Consider the following 12,486-nt stretch of genomic DNA (forward strand, 5'->3'; position numbering starts at 1 on the left):
GGTTCTCGCTTTCGTGTTCAAGTGTGTGTTTCCGTGCACCGTCGATCTGTGGGCCGACAAGGATGACCGGACACGACGGACAACGCCACAACGGCGGCAAAGTCATCGCGCACCCCCAGCAGGGCCATGCTCAGCGCAGAAGTGCATCCCGCCGGCCGTGACCCGAGTCGGCTCGTTCCAGCAAGTTCGCTCATCGCACAGCGTTCCAGGCTTCTCCACGTCCCGTGTGAGCGCATCGATCACTAGCGCGGTGATGCTGGTCCGCTCCATGAACGCCCGCGTTCGCAGCGCCTCATGGAGCGCGTCCGGCATCCGAAGGGTCATTGCCCGGCTCATCGCGCACCCCCAGCAGCACGCAGAGCGACACGCGCTATGCCGCCAACCAGCTCGTCCCACCAGTGATCGGAGAAGCCGGAGTAGCGGCGCAACAGCCGCAGGCCCGCGAGGCGAGACACTTCCTGCACGATGATGTCCTGCGCGTCGGACGGCTCGCCCTGCGGCTCCACGGTTCGTGTGCGTTCGATGATGCTGTTGACGATCGCGCCCTGGTTTGCCATGAGTGCGTCGGCGGCTTCCTGCATGAGCCAGTTCGATCGTTCGCAACCGTTGCCGTCTCCTTTGCGGAGCTCTGCGATCAGTTCAGAAAGGTGTGTCATCGCTGTAGCTCCCCGGTGTTGCCCATGCGTCGGTCTGGGTGGATGCGCCCGGTGTCTGCCAGGGTTCGGGTGTGGGCGCCGGACGAGACTGGCCCGTGTTCCGCAGCACCGTCACCCCGTCAACCCACACGAGCAGGTCGTAATACTTCTTGCCCTCGTGTTCCCGTTCGACGGTCTCTTCACGGCCGAAGAACGAGATCCGGTCCTTCTCCTGGAACTGGGTCCAGTCGATGTTCTTGCCGCGGATGGTTCGGAAGGTGCGCCCGGTGGTGTCGTAACCGCCGTTCTCGTTCTTCCGCGAGTGGGGTTCGCTGGTCTTGAGTCCCCACGCACCATCTGTGCCAACTAGCACCTTGTCGACGAACGCGGATCGGACCTGAATGTCAGCCATTGCTGTTTCTCCTTGTGTTGATGGTTTCGTCGATGAGGTCAGGGCGGTAACCAGACCAGTGCTTCTCCCCCGTCATCACGACGGGGGCGGTCATGTGACCCATCGCTTTCAGCAGGGGCCTGTAGTCGTCCGCGGCGACCTCCTTCACCTCGATGCCTGCCGTGTTGAACCTGCGGAGTGTGGCTTTGCAGGGTTGACAGTTGGGTTGGGTGTACACAACAACCTCAGTCATCCGTCACCTTCCTAAGCGCTTCGGTGAACAGTCGAAGGTCGTCTGCCGTCCCGCCGATCTGAGCAAACATGCGCAGAGCTTCGAGTTCCTCCGGCCCCCATCCCAGTCCGCGGAGTGTGAGCGCGATGTCGTCGGTTGTGGCAAGCGTGTCGAACATGGCTCGGATGGGCTCTGTGATCCAGTCAATGACCTTCATGCGGCCTGCCTCCCCCAGTTCGCCGGACGACGGTTCGCCTTCAGCCCGAACCAACGCCGCCGCTCAGCCACCTGGTACACGAACATGCCCAGCCGGTCAGCGATATCCGCATCCGGCAGACCGGCCTTCACGAACGCCTGAAGCAGATCGTCACGGGTCACGCCGCGCGCTTCCCTGAACCCGACGACGGCAAGGTCTGAGATCTTCACGTCGCGGTCTTCGAGAGCGTTGACGAGATGCCACCACTCCCGGTCGGAGATGTTCAGCTTGATCTCCATCAGTTCCTCCATAGTTTTAGTTCTTCGGGTGTGAGGACCGACCGGCACGACGCACACAACGCCGCCGTTGTCCTGGCCTCACGACGCAACCCACACCTCGGACACGCAGACACCGGACCACTCATTCGCCTCTCCTCGCCGGGCACGGGTAACGAACACACGACCCATCCACAGCCCACTTATGACCACCCGCGCACGGATCAACCTGTTCACGCATCGCCGCATCCCACTGCGCATTGATCGCCGCCGTGTCCGCAACGGGTGGTTCGTCGTTCCACCGCTCACCGTTCAACCAGACGACAAGCGCCGGCACATACCTCTTGTCGGTCGTATCCGTGTACGCCTTCCCGAACCGGATGATGTCCGCCACCAGGGCGTCCACGTTCATCGTCTTCGCGAGGCTCAAGAACTTCGCCAACGAACGCTTCTTCTCCGTCTTCTTCGGCCACCACTCATAGGCTCTTTCGAACTCACTCTCGAGCGATCGTTCACCGATCGCGGGTAGGTGGTTGTCAGTCGCCAGTAGTAAGTAGTTAGTAGTAAGTAGTGGGGCCTTCTTTTCGGAAGGGTTCGGGGAACGGTTCGAAACCAACTCGGAAGGGTTAACCGAACGGTTCCCGAGTAGTGCTTGAACCTCCGGGAGAACGAACCCGCGCCAGTCAGGGAACTTGTCGTGGAGCCGGTTCAGCTCGTGCACGATCACACCCTTGAGTGCCATCGAGTACACCTGCCCGTAGGCGGTGACCATCGCCTTGGTGACGTTCGGCTTCTGCAGCAGGCCGTCGTGTTTCAGGAACGACCGGATCAGAACTTCCTCTGTCTCCTCGTCGATGACGACGAACAGGCCGTCTGCGAGCTCCTGGGCGGCGTCTTCGGTCTGCTTCGGGGTGCGGCCGGCTGCCAACGCTGCGATCCGCTTAGGACGCCAATCGGCCACCCCCGCGTATGTGAGGGTGGCCGATGTGAGGAGCTGCAAGTACAGCAGTTGGGCGTGTGGACTGAGACTTCGGAAGTCGTCGTCGTTCCAGATGTCAGTCCGGATATTCGCTCTGTCGCGCGCCAACGAGCTTCACCCCCTTGAACTCCCACTGGTTGGTGAAGGGGTTTACCTCACCGAATGGGAACGAGTTGTCGATGTGATGTGCGAGGAGATCGTTCATGATCTCGTTCTCTCGCGCTTCTGCTAGACCCCGCCGCTTGCCAGCGTCGAAACCGTGGTGCCAGGAATCGTCGGAGTAGGACTCTGCCTCTGCGGCGGTGTAGACAGCGGCAGTATCGGAGGTGACGCTGTAGTCAATCTCGCGTTCGTTCACCATGTTCCAGATGACACCTGCGAAGTAGGAGAACTTGTCAGGCTGCTTCACCTGGTGGCGCAGCATGGCGACAGGGATTGCCAGTTCGTACGCGGAGACGGGGATGCCCATCTGCTTCCATCGAAACAGCGTCATCCTGTAGTCGTGAGGGAGCGGTACCTGTTGGCGGTCCTCCCCCTCCCCCACGCCCCACACGTCCCACATCTCGCGGAACTCAGCCTCGTAGTCCTCCAGCGACTCAAGATCCTGCCTAAACCGCGTCATCTTGTCGATCATCCCGAGCGCGTACGCTGCCGCACGTTCTGAGAGTCCCTGCACAATGGGCGAGTCTTGCGGGATCGACGACTTCCCTGAGTTGCAATCGCGGCAGGCGGTGACGAGGTTGGACGGCTTGTCATCCCCGCCTAGAGCAACCGGGACCACGTGATCGATTTGCAGTGTCACGTCGGGCGCCTTCTCACCGCAGTATTGGCAGGTGTGCTTGTCGCGGCGGAGGACCTCGAATCGCGTGCGCTTAGTGACAGCCATAGTTCATCCTGCCTCTCTCTTGTGGCATGTGCAGGTGTTGATGCGGCATGCTTCGTCGCCACCCCAGTTCTTGCCGGGGTGGCAGCGTGGGCAGCGACCGCATGCGGGCTGTTCGCGGGCGTACGTGGTCGGGATCGCGCCCGGTGCTGTCAGGTAACTCATGCGGCGCTCCTTCTCCTGATTGCTTGCAACGACTTCGCGGAGTACCCGGCCCAGATGCCGGTTGACTGGCCTGTGCGTAACGCGAACTCGAGGCATTGGGCTTGGACGGGGCATGTTTCGCGGCAGATGCGTTTCGCTTCGTCCGCTGTTGGTTTGTCGCCGTGGAGGGGGAACCAGAGTTCGGGGTTTGTGGTGGCACAGGCAGCGTCTCGCATCCACGTTTCCGGGGTCAGGTTGTCCTCCGTATACACACGGATCGTCATGCTGTCACTCCTATGGCTTCCATTGCCCGCTGGCCGATCCATTCCGTGTACACGGGCGGTATAGCTTGTGCGAGCTCGTGTTCGTTCATCCAGTCGATGCCGAGCAGTTCGCCTCGCACGCTGAGCGCCGGGGTGTATCCGCCGCGCCTGTCGGGGTTGTCCCGGTGCTCGGGCTTGCGGTGGCGTGATCCCTTGTAGGAGCCACCGACTGGCCGGCTATCGTGCGCGCACGGGGCCGGTGCTAGACCGATTGGGAAGGACGTTTCGAACAGGCGGTGTCGTTGCAGCTGCAACTCCACTCCGTCAACGTCGGGTGCTGAGAGTCCGAACATGCTGCCACAGAGCATCACCGGGTTCTGGAGGGGGGCGCCGACGACGTTCTCGATGATGTGCGGCCGGCCCACTTCGACGAGGGCGTCACGGGTCGGAGCGAGCAGATCCGGGTGTTCCACGGAGTGGCTGTTCGCGGTGATGCTGTACACCTGGCAGGGCGGCGACGCGTGAATCACATCGAACTCGCGGCCATGCTCGAGGACGAAGGCGATTGCGTCGGCCTGGTGGAACTCGTGCGGGTATCGCGGTTGCGGTGATACGTCTACGCCTACGACGTCGAATCCTGCTCGCGCGTACCCTTCGCCGGCGCCTCCCGCGCAGCAGAACAGGTCGAGCAGTCTGGGCCGGCTCACGTGGTCACCTCGAGTTCGAGTCGTGCGATGCCGCCTGGTTCGTGGCGGATGAGAGGCGCGCGTTTGTCCATGTACTGGGGGGTGTCGTCGGGGACGATGCCGGCGTCTACGAGCCCGTCGCACATGGCTTTGAAGGTGGGGTAGATGTTGTCTGAGTCGCGGCGGCGTTTGTCTGTGACGACCCATGTGAGCTGCACGGTGACGTGAGTCTTGGGGGCGATGTCGTTTGCGCCCGCTAGTGCGTCAGTCCATTCGCGGATCTGTCGTGTGAGTTTGGCTTTCTGCGCCCAGTGGAGGCGTTGGTTTGCGTTGAGTGGCGGTCTGGGCCAGTCGAATGTGAGCACCGTCATGTTTGTCTCCTGGGGTGCAGTGAGGGCGCGCATCCTGATCGGTTGCGCGCCCTCAAGGTTTGTTGAGTCGTCAGTTGGTGATTCGTTGCGCGTACCCGGCAGAGAGGATGTGGTCGGCAAGTCGGTCGATGGCGTCCGCGGGAATGCCGAAGTCGTCTCCGCCGAGCATCAGGGCTCCGTGTCGTTCGGCGAAGCGATTGATCACGTCTGCCAGTCGCTCTGTGTCTTTCATTCGAGTTCCTTCCGCCGCTGTTCGATTGCGTCTTTCACCTGGTTGTGGATGCCGATGAGTGTTGCGTGTGCGGCGATCTCGTCGAGTTTCTGTGTGGTGGTTGCCTGGTTGATGGCGGCGTGTGCAGCATCAACCACCGCGGGGTCTACGGGGGTGTCGGCGAGGGGTTCGACCTTCCACGGCTTCGGCGAACGTCCTCTGCCAGACGCACGAATGTTCACCGTCTGCGGGCCATCAATGTGTGACAGGTGGCTCACTCGGATGCCACCTACGCGGTCTTTGCCGAACATGACGTCGGGGTCGTTGTAGAGGGTGACGCGGCGGCCGACCCACTGTTTCGCGTCGGACCCCCAGCATCGGGCGAGCACGTCGAGCATGCCTTTGCTGGGTCGCCATACGCGGGGGAAGCCTTCGAGTGCGATTTCCGCTACGGTCTTGCCGTCGCGGAGGGCCAGGCGTCCTCCGGCAGCGATGGTGAACGTGCGAGGCGTGACGAGTTCGATCGCGTCGAGCTGGTCACTGTTCGGCGCGAGGGCATCAGTGATGTCCATTAGTAGACCTCTCCGTCTATGTACTTGCCTTGGATATCTGGATGCCACGGCGGGAACACCTCGCCGCACTCGCAGCAGGTAGGCAAACGCCCGGTACACAGTGGGCAGTGGCCCTTTGAGCATCGATCCATCAGAATGTGATCTCCTCGATGCTTGCCCGCCGTTCGGTCATGGGTAGACCGGCGGTGGCGGTGGTGAAGTTGTTGACGATGTTGGTGACGTTGATCTCGAACGTCTCGGCGGCGGCGTGGATGGCATCTGTCCAGCGCTGGTCGGGGTGGACGCGTTTGACCCAGAGTGGGAGGCCGGCGCTGTATGACACGTAGTCGCACCAGTCGCGATCGCTGACGAGCATCCCCGCGTGCATTTGGGCCATGTTCTCGAGTGGCGGCAACCCTTTGAGTACGGTCTTGAGGTGTTCCTTGGGGCGACGGGACTTGATCTCAATCAGCCCGTCATCCCCCACGAGGCCGTCTGGTGAGTAGCCGATCTTGTAGCTTCCGAAGTCGCGGACCATGAACCCGACCTGTTCGACGGGTGCGAAGTGCTCGGCGTAGGCATCACGCGCGAACGGTTCGTCGTCTGTTCCCCGTTGCATGTCTTCGGTCGGGTACACGAAGTCGACGTGTCCTGTGATGCGTTCGGCGGCGAGTTGCATGGTGAGGCCGCGTGACGTTTCGTTGTCCGCGACTTTGAGGGTGGTGGGGGTGATGAGGCGGCCGATGGTGGATGCGGTGAGTAGACCACATCTCGCAGCCAGCCAGGATTCGCTGCCCTGTTCTAGGTCTTCGTAGATGCGCACATTCATGCTTGCTTCAATCCTTTACATGAGACCAATGCTGGCCGTTGAGAACGAACTGGATAGCGGCTCTCGAGACACCGAATTTCTTCGCTAGGTCTGTCTGCACCGCACCCTGAGATCGAAGGCGGCGGATCTCTCGCACTGATGCATCCGTGAGCTTGTGCATACCGTTGCGCTCGCCCGGGGTGTCTGTGCCGTGCCGGCGCTTGTCTGTGGCGTTCTCGGTCGCAGTCGCATACCGAAGGTTGTCGAGTCGGGCATTCTGCCGGTCGCCATCAGAGTGGGCTACCTGCATACCGTCCGGGCGTGGTCCCAGGAAAGCCGCGGCAACAAGAGAGTGAACGGGATACTTGCTGCACCGGTTGCCGTCAGGCTTCTGGAGAGTTACACAGAGATAGCCGGTCGCTCCGACATGCAGGCTTTTCTGTCTAGCCGCATTGGTGAGTCCGCGCGCCCTTCCGCCATGACGCCGGAAGGATCGAACTCGACCGAGGTTGCTCACCTCGTAGCCCTCGAATCCGGGTACAGCGCGCCAAACTTCACCCTGTTCGAGCTCGGCGTACGTCGTGAGCGTCATGGGTTGATCTCGATTCCGGTGATGCCGAGGTTCTGGTAGATGGCTTCGTTGCGTGCTGCCCGGTATGCGTGGACCCACATGTCGGGTGGGTAGATGGTGAGCATGTAGGTGCCGCGGTAGACGCCCCAGCATCCGGATTCGGTGTGGGCAACACGGACACGACTAGTCATGGTGTGGTCCTTTCCATCCGCCGGCGTCTTCGAGTCGTTTCTGTGCCACTACGGATTCCCAGTAACGGACGTGTGATTGTGCGAGTGCGATGGCTGTGGGGTTGTTGCCGTGTTGGGCGTGGTTGAGGTATGCCTGTTCCTGCGCCAACCGGTCGAGTGCTTCGTCAAGAGTCGTCATGGCCTCTCCTATTGCGGATAAACGACCTCAACCCGTATGCCTCGTTCGTTGGCCTGGGCAAGGATTTGATTCACCAGTTCTTGTGTCTTACCCGCACTGCGCGCCGAAACTATGGCAGTTGGGGCGGGAGGTGCCTGAGCAGGTTCGTGTTGAAGGAACTCTCTAACCGCTTTCGCGGCATCGATAGGTAGCGCGAGTGCCCACCCGAAGGCGGTAGTGATCTCGATGGCCCCGTCTCCGCGGTCACGGACACCAACCCCAGCGCTCGATATGAATGCTGTTTTCAGGCTCTCTTCGTAAAAGTTCATGGTCGTCTCCTGGTTTTGGGTTCGCGGCATGTCAGGCAGACGATGGCGAAGAAGGTAAAGAAGAGCCCCGTCAACCAGAGGGTTGCGGGGCTGTTGGGGGTGACGGCGATACACCCGAGGGAGAGGGCGGCGAGTGTGAACGCCGCAAACCTGAGCGTGGTCATCGCCTCTTCCGTCCCGCGATGTACGCAGCTCGCCAGGATGCGATTAACCCGTAGGCGGCGGTAGTTCCGATGAAGTACCAGCCGAGGAGCACACGCAGGGCACCTTCCCCGGCCGGCGGTGGCCCTGTCAGCGCGTAAAGAGCACACAGGATGCCCGGTACGGCCCAGATGCATACGAGCGCCTGCATCCATTGCTTCTTCTCGGTGTCGCTCATCGGAGTGCTTCTCTCTGTTGTTCGGTGAGGAATCGGACGGGCCGTTTGAGGATGAGTCGTTCGATCTCGTCCCACATGTCCACCAAACCGATACGCCACATCGTGTGCGCCTGCATGCCCTCCGCGAGCTCACGGAAAATACGGTCTTCCATCACGACTCCTCGCCGCTTGTCGGGTTGTAGGGTTCCCACTCGGGTTCGGGTGGGATGGGTCGCCGCTCGATCGAGTAGGTCAGCTTGTCCTCCGCGAGAAGCAGACCTGTTTGCACCAGCTTGTCTTCGGCCGCTTGAAGCGCAGCGGCTCGGGCCTGTGCTCCTTGAAGGGAGGTGGTACGCTCCCATTCCCATTGGTCTCCGTCAACGAGTCGACCAACCAACCGGTACTCGAAGTTCTCCATCACGGTTCTCCTTTGATCGTGTACGGGTTGTCTCCGGGTGCCAGCCAGCGTTCGGTCTCGTCTCGGATCGCACCGCATTCCACGGCAGCCCACAACGCGCCTTCCGCCCACACGGGACCTGCGATCGTGTTGATGGCGGCCTGTGCGCGGGTGATCCACCATGCGCGGTCGTCCGGGTGTTTGGGTGGCCAGGGTGTTTTGGGGGCGTCGCGGGCGTCGGGTGCGGGGGCCTCAAACATCGCCGCCGCCACCCGCTCGATCAGGTCATCCATGCGTTCACCCCCAGCACGCTCGGCATGTGCAATGGGGCACCGTGTACCCGAATCTGAGGTACTGGCACCGTGACGTCTGGTTGTTGTGACCCGGCCCACCGTGAGCGTTCGCCAGGACACACTTCTCACACCCCTCAACCGTGAACATCAGTGGCCTTCCTTGTGTAGTGCGCGTTGGTAGGCGGCCGTTTCGACCAGGAACCCCGCAACCCGCAAACGCCTATCCCGACGCAACACCAACAGCCGCTGAATGAGCGAGAACATCAGGACACCGGCCGGACTTCATAGCGATACTGGAAACGCTGAGCCCCGATGAAGTCCCAAGCGTCGTCCTCAATGACGAACCAAGCGATGGCAATCCCTCGGTCGCAGACCTCAAACTTCGCAGCATCCATGTCGTGCTCCTTATGTGTCTTGTGCCATAAAACGTGGATGCCGGGGACTCGAACCCCGGAGTATGCCCTCCACCCGCCAGGCCCTCCATCTCCCCGCATATGCACCAGCCGAAGCGCACGAGAAGTTCTAGACCGGTAACCGCCACCCCGAACGGGGAAGCCTGGACTCGTTAGATCACCGGCCCGTGAGAGCCTTGAATTACTCCACACCCCGCCCTCACGAGACGGAGCCGCCATCCCAACCAAGGAATGGGCCTCACACCATCCGCGGAACCACCCCTTGGTGGCCGGCCATCGGCTTGACGCTTACCTCTATGTAGTTCGCCCGATCTCCCCTTAGCCGGTCGGTATAACGCGGGATGGGGGCGGGATTTAGTTGTGCGTGCACCCTGTTTTTGGGTGCACTGAGTGACGGGTAGATCAGTGCGACCTACCAGCCGGATCTGGTGACGGGGATCAGCCGGAGAGAGCGCACCACCTACACGCGCTGTCCCGAGCGAAGTTCTCGTGGGCCAACGTCGAGTTGGGCTTGGGCCACCCGCACGACGCACACCACGACATCGCGTAGTAGAGGTCGTTGCCCGAACAGGAGGGGCAGAGGTAATCGCTCACGATGCTCTCCTCGACCGGGAACGGGAGGGTTGAGCCCATGCATCCTGAGGCGGAGTGAAACTCGACGCTTCAGGGGAAGGATTCGACTCAGCGAATCTCCTACCGAGAGCGGCGGAGTCGATGAGGTCGTATGCGGTGATGCCGAGGAAACTCGCGACTTTGTCGAGCTCGTCAGCGGTGAACGGGGTGTGCCCGTTGAGTCTGCCCGAGATGGTCGGCCGGCTGAGGCCAAGCGGGGCGGTGAGGTCGGTGAGCTTCTTGCCCTGTCGTCCCAGTTCCGCTCTGACCGCTGATGCGATCGAGGCGGAGAACGTATCCGTGGTTGCTGGCATGTCTTCATTGTTGTCCATATTTACGGACAGCGCAAGCGAGTGTGACAAACGAGTCCGTAATTGAGTACGCTTCTCACATGGGACACAAGCCGACAGTTGGGCTGACAGCCGCCAACTCGCAGTTCGCTCAGGAGATAACGCGCTACCTTGAGCACGTGCGCGCGCGGTCTGGCGTGTCCGTCCGAAAAGTCTCGGAGCAGCCAGCAAGCAAGCGCGCCAACTCGTGGTGGGCAGAGATTTTCAACGGCAAGAAGATCCTCACCACGAGCGACATCGACTGGATCTCTACAGACCTGCTCGGGATAACACCTTTCCGACTCATCGAGTACGCGCGCCTCCATGCGGAAGGGTCTGCTACGCCTCCGGTTCGGTTCTATGTCGGTGACCTCGACGATGATGTGAACGTGCTGACGCAGGAGGAAGAGTCGTTCTTGCGTCAGAGCGAGCTAGAGCTTGCGGCTTACCGAGGACGCAACGAAGCGGACAAGCCGCACGCCGAATAGGGGGGATATGCTGCGCGATCTGATACGCCACGCTGGTTCGCTCGGCGCCCAGGTTCACTTCGCGCCGATCGAAGATGACCCGGATCTCCTCGGGTACTTTCTCCCGCGGCAGAGGCGGATCGTCGTCCGCTTGGGTATGACCCTCGCTCAATCGCGGTGGGTGCTGGCTCACGAGTGCGGTCACGCGTACTACGACCACAGATGCACCGGCCCTGCTGATCGGGACTCTGCTGAGCGTCAGGCGAACGCGTACGCGGCCCGGCTGCTCATCGACCCGGTGGAGTATGCGCGGCTCGAGGCCATCAACCCGGATCAGCATTGGTTGGCGGATGAGTTCAGTGTGTCGGTCGATGCGATCCACGCGTATGAGACGCACTGTCTGACGAGGTTGCGTGGGATCACGTACTCGAGCGCCCGGATGGGCATCAATCAGTGGGCTCACAAGGCGGTGTTGGCGTAGGCGGGGTGTAGGCGTGCCTACATCGGGGGGTCAAAATCGTTGAATCTGCGGTAAACTGTATTTACAGACACACCGTACGGTGAGTCATTAAATTCCGCGTGATTCCGCGGCAAAACAGGCATTCAGTGGGTGTAGGCGTGACAGTTTCAAGCCCCGTTACTCACCCCAGCTCGAAGAGGCTCGGACCGTTCGGTCCGAGCCTCTTCGCCTTTCGGCCGGTCCGGCCCCGTGGTCGCGCGGCCCTAGACTGTCCTGGTGTCACTGGCGGTCTGGTTCTCCCTTCTCACCGCATCCGTGGTGATCAGCTTCACGCCGGGAGCCGGCGCGATCAACACGATGTCCAACTCCCTCACCCAGGGCTGGAAGCGCTCGATCTGGGGCATCATCGGCCAACAGATCGCGCTCATCGTCCATGTGGTGATCGTCGCCGCTGGAGTCGGGCTCCTCGTCTCACGCTCGGATCTCCTGTTCAACGTCATCCGGTACGCCGGCGCCGCCTACCTCGTCTACCTCGGGATCCGGTTGATCCTGACCCGGCCCGCGCCGGCACTCGACGACGCGCCGGATCCTGTGGACGCCCGGGAGAGCCACTGGTCGATGATGCGCCGCGGGTTCTGGGTGAACCTGCTGAACCCGAAGGCGATCGTGTTCTTCCTCGCGTTCATCCCGCAGTTCATCCGACTGGACCAGCCACCGCTCCCCCAGTACCTGGCACTCGTCGCGACGGTCGTGGTCGTCGACGTCCTGGTGATGTGGGGGTTCTTCGCCACGGCGGCGCGTCCCTTCCGGCGTCTCACGCGCTCCCCGCAGGGACAGCGGATCCTCAATACGGTGTTCGGAACCCTCTTCATCGGCGTGGCAGCCCTCCTCGTCCTTCTGCACTGAGCACCCGGCCGTCGCCGTAGGCTGGAGGCGATGGACATGGACGCCGCGGCCTTCGAGGCCCTCGTGATCGACGAGCTCGACCAGCTGCCTGACGAGATGGTCGAGCAGCTCGAGAACGTCGTCTTCGTCGTGGAGGACCGTCCGGAGGACGGCGGTCTCGACCTGCTCGGCCTCTACGACGGCCTGGCGCTGACGGAGCGCACGCAATACGGGATGGGCGAGCTGCCCGACCGCATCATCGTCTACCGGGAGCCGCACCTCGCACAGTGCGACGACATCGACCAACTCCGTGACGAGATCCACACCACGCTCGTCCATGAGATCGCGCACTTCCACGGCATCGACGACGCGCAGTTGCATGAGCTCGGGTGGGCATGA

General features: G+C 61.8%; 26 protein-coding genes. 4 read left to right on the top strand and 22 right to left on the bottom strand.

Annotation, left to right across the window (positions count from 1 at the left end; all coding sequences use genetic code 11):
- Positions 1-332: 332 nt before the first annotated feature.
- The 22 genes from M4D53_RS01840 to M4D53_RS01940 form a co-directional block, all read right to left on the bottom strand.
- Positions 333-656 carry a hypothetical protein gene (locus tag M4D53_RS01840; protein WP_259951598.1) on the bottom strand — a complete coding sequence of 108 codons (324 nt, stop codon included), beginning with the start codon at positions 654-656 and terminating at the stop codon, positions 333-335.
- A complete protein-coding gene (locus M4D53_RS01845; RefSeq protein WP_259951599.1) occupies positions 640-1,047 on the bottom strand; it encodes a hypothetical protein in 408 nt (135 codons plus the stop codon). The genes M4D53_RS01840 and M4D53_RS01845 overlap by 17 nt, the downstream gene beginning before the upstream one ends.
- Positions 1,040-1,279: a glutaredoxin domain-containing protein gene (locus M4D53_RS01850; protein ID WP_259951600.1), complete on the bottom strand. Its 240-nt coding sequence runs from the start codon at positions 1,277-1,279 to the stop codon at positions 1,040-1,042. The genes M4D53_RS01845 and M4D53_RS01850 overlap by 8 nt, the downstream gene beginning before the upstream one ends.
- Entirely contained in the window at positions 1,272-1,475 is a 204-nt protein-coding gene (locus M4D53_RS01855; RefSeq protein ID WP_259951601.1) for a hypothetical protein, read from the bottom strand. Before M4D53_RS01855 ends, M4D53_RS01850 begins: the two co-directional genes overlap by 8 nt.
- On the bottom strand, positions 1,472-1,753 hold the full coding sequence (locus M4D53_RS01860; protein WP_259951602.1) for a hypothetical protein: 282 nt from the start codon (positions 1,751-1,753) through the stop codon (positions 1,472-1,474). Before M4D53_RS01860 ends, M4D53_RS01855 begins: the two co-directional genes overlap by 4 nt.
- A 121-nt stretch (positions 1,754-1,874) precedes the next feature.
- Positions 1,875-2,657, bottom strand: a complete 783-nt coding sequence (locus tag M4D53_RS01865; protein ID WP_259951603.1) for a hypothetical protein — start codon at positions 2,655-2,657, stop codon at positions 1,875-1,877.
- Between the two features lie 127 nt (positions 2,658-2,784).
- The gene (locus M4D53_RS01870; RefSeq protein ID WP_259951604.1) at positions 2,785-3,594 is read right to left on the bottom strand and encodes an HNH endonuclease; all 810 of its coding nucleotides are present in this window, start codon (positions 3,592-3,594) and stop codon (positions 2,785-2,787) included.
- Between the two features lie 158 nt (positions 3,595-3,752).
- A complete protein-coding gene (locus M4D53_RS17525; protein WP_396818883.1) occupies positions 3,753-4,061 on the bottom strand; it encodes a WhiB family transcriptional regulator in 309 nt (102 codons plus the stop codon).
- Positions 4,016-4,705 (bottom strand): DNA cytosine methyltransferase, encoded by a 690-nt coding sequence (locus M4D53_RS01875; RefSeq protein ID WP_259951605.1) that lies wholly within the window; start codon positions 4,703-4,705, stop codon positions 4,016-4,018. Before M4D53_RS01875 ends, M4D53_RS17525 begins: the two co-directional genes overlap by 46 nt.
- Complete coding sequence (locus M4D53_RS01880) at positions 4,702-5,055, bottom strand: RusA family crossover junction endodeoxyribonuclease (protein ID WP_259951606.1); 354 nt, start codon at positions 5,053-5,055, stop codon at positions 4,702-4,704. The genes M4D53_RS01875 and M4D53_RS01880 overlap by 4 nt, the downstream gene beginning before the upstream one ends.
- A 70-nt stretch (positions 5,056-5,125) precedes the next feature.
- Entirely contained in the window at positions 5,126-5,287 is a 162-nt protein-coding gene (locus M4D53_RS01885; protein ID WP_259951607.1) for a hypothetical protein, read from the bottom strand.
- A complete protein-coding gene (locus M4D53_RS01890; protein WP_259951608.1) occupies positions 5,284-5,838 on the bottom strand; it encodes a hypothetical protein in 555 nt (184 codons plus the stop codon). The genes M4D53_RS01885 and M4D53_RS01890 overlap by 4 nt, the downstream gene beginning before the upstream one ends.
- 130 nt (positions 5,839-5,968) lie before the next feature.
- On the bottom strand, positions 5,969-6,646 hold the full coding sequence (locus M4D53_RS01895; protein WP_259951609.1) for a lambda exonuclease family protein: 678 nt from the start codon (positions 6,644-6,646) through the stop codon (positions 5,969-5,971).
- Between the two features lie 7 nt (positions 6,647-6,653).
- A complete protein-coding gene (locus tag M4D53_RS01900) occupies positions 6,654-7,217 on the bottom strand; it encodes an HNH endonuclease (RefSeq protein ID WP_259951610.1) in 564 nt (187 codons plus the stop codon).
- Entirely contained in the window at positions 7,214-7,387 is a 174-nt protein-coding gene (locus M4D53_RS01905) for a hypothetical protein (RefSeq protein WP_259951611.1), read from the bottom strand. The genes M4D53_RS01900 and M4D53_RS01905 overlap by 4 nt, the downstream gene beginning before the upstream one ends.
- A 186-nt stretch (positions 7,388-7,573) precedes the next feature.
- The gene (locus tag M4D53_RS01910) at positions 7,574-7,873 is read right to left on the bottom strand and encodes a hypothetical protein (protein ID WP_259951612.1); all 300 of its coding nucleotides are present in this window, start codon (positions 7,871-7,873) and stop codon (positions 7,574-7,576) included.
- A 160-nt stretch (positions 7,874-8,033) separates the two neighbouring features.
- Positions 8,034-8,252, bottom strand: coding sequence for a hypothetical protein (locus tag M4D53_RS01915; RefSeq protein WP_259951613.1), 219 nt, complete (start codon positions 8,250-8,252; stop codon positions 8,034-8,036).
- A complete protein-coding gene (locus tag M4D53_RS01920; protein ID WP_259951614.1) occupies positions 8,249-8,404 on the bottom strand; it encodes a hypothetical protein in 156 nt (51 codons plus the stop codon). The genes M4D53_RS01915 and M4D53_RS01920 overlap by 4 nt, the downstream gene beginning before the upstream one ends.
- The gene (locus M4D53_RS01925) at positions 8,404-8,649 is read right to left on the bottom strand and encodes a hypothetical protein (protein ID WP_259951615.1); all 246 of its coding nucleotides are present in this window, start codon (positions 8,647-8,649) and stop codon (positions 8,404-8,406) included. Before M4D53_RS01925 ends, M4D53_RS01920 begins: the two co-directional genes overlap by 1 nt.
- Positions 8,649-8,921, bottom strand: a complete 273-nt coding sequence (locus tag M4D53_RS01930) for a hypothetical protein (protein ID WP_259951616.1) — start codon at positions 8,919-8,921, stop codon at positions 8,649-8,651. Before M4D53_RS01930 ends, M4D53_RS01925 begins: the two co-directional genes overlap by 1 nt.
- Positions 8,922-9,184: 263 nt before the next feature.
- Entirely contained in the window at positions 9,185-9,316 is a 132-nt protein-coding gene (locus tag M4D53_RS01935) for a hypothetical protein (protein ID WP_259951617.1), read from the bottom strand.
- A 608-nt stretch (positions 9,317-9,924) separates the two neighbouring features.
- The gene (locus M4D53_RS01940; protein ID WP_259951618.1) at positions 9,925-10,260 is read right to left on the bottom strand and encodes a helix-turn-helix domain-containing protein; all 336 of its coding nucleotides are present in this window, start codon (positions 10,258-10,260) and stop codon (positions 9,925-9,927) included.
- Between the two features lie 77 nt (positions 10,261-10,337).
- Between M4D53_RS01940 and M4D53_RS01945 the strand changes: the two genes are divergently transcribed.
- From M4D53_RS01945 to M4D53_RS01960, 4 genes are all read left to right on the top strand, one after another.
- The gene (locus M4D53_RS01945) at positions 10,338-10,763 is read left to right on the top strand and encodes a hypothetical protein (protein ID WP_259951619.1); all 426 of its coding nucleotides are present in this window, start codon (positions 10,338-10,340) and stop codon (positions 10,761-10,763) included.
- A 7-nt stretch (positions 10,764-10,770) separates the two neighbouring features.
- The gene (locus tag M4D53_RS01950; RefSeq protein WP_259951621.1) at positions 10,771-11,223 is read left to right on the top strand and encodes an ImmA/IrrE family metallo-endopeptidase; all 453 of its coding nucleotides are present in this window, start codon (positions 10,771-10,773) and stop codon (positions 11,221-11,223) included.
- A gap of 255 nt (positions 11,224-11,478) precedes the next feature.
- Positions 11,479-12,108, top strand: a complete 630-nt coding sequence (locus tag M4D53_RS01955) for a LysE family transporter (protein WP_187664021.1) — start codon at positions 11,479-11,481, stop codon at positions 12,106-12,108.
- Positions 12,109-12,138: 30 nt separating this feature from the next.
- A complete protein-coding gene (locus tag M4D53_RS01960) occupies positions 12,139-12,486 on the top strand; it encodes a metallopeptidase family protein (RefSeq protein ID WP_187664020.1) in 348 nt (115 codons plus the stop codon).

The sequence above is a fragment of the Microbacterium meiriae genome (assembly GCF_025143875.1).
GTDB lineage: Bacteria > Actinomycetota > Actinomycetes > Actinomycetales > Microbacteriaceae > Microbacterium > Microbacterium meiriae.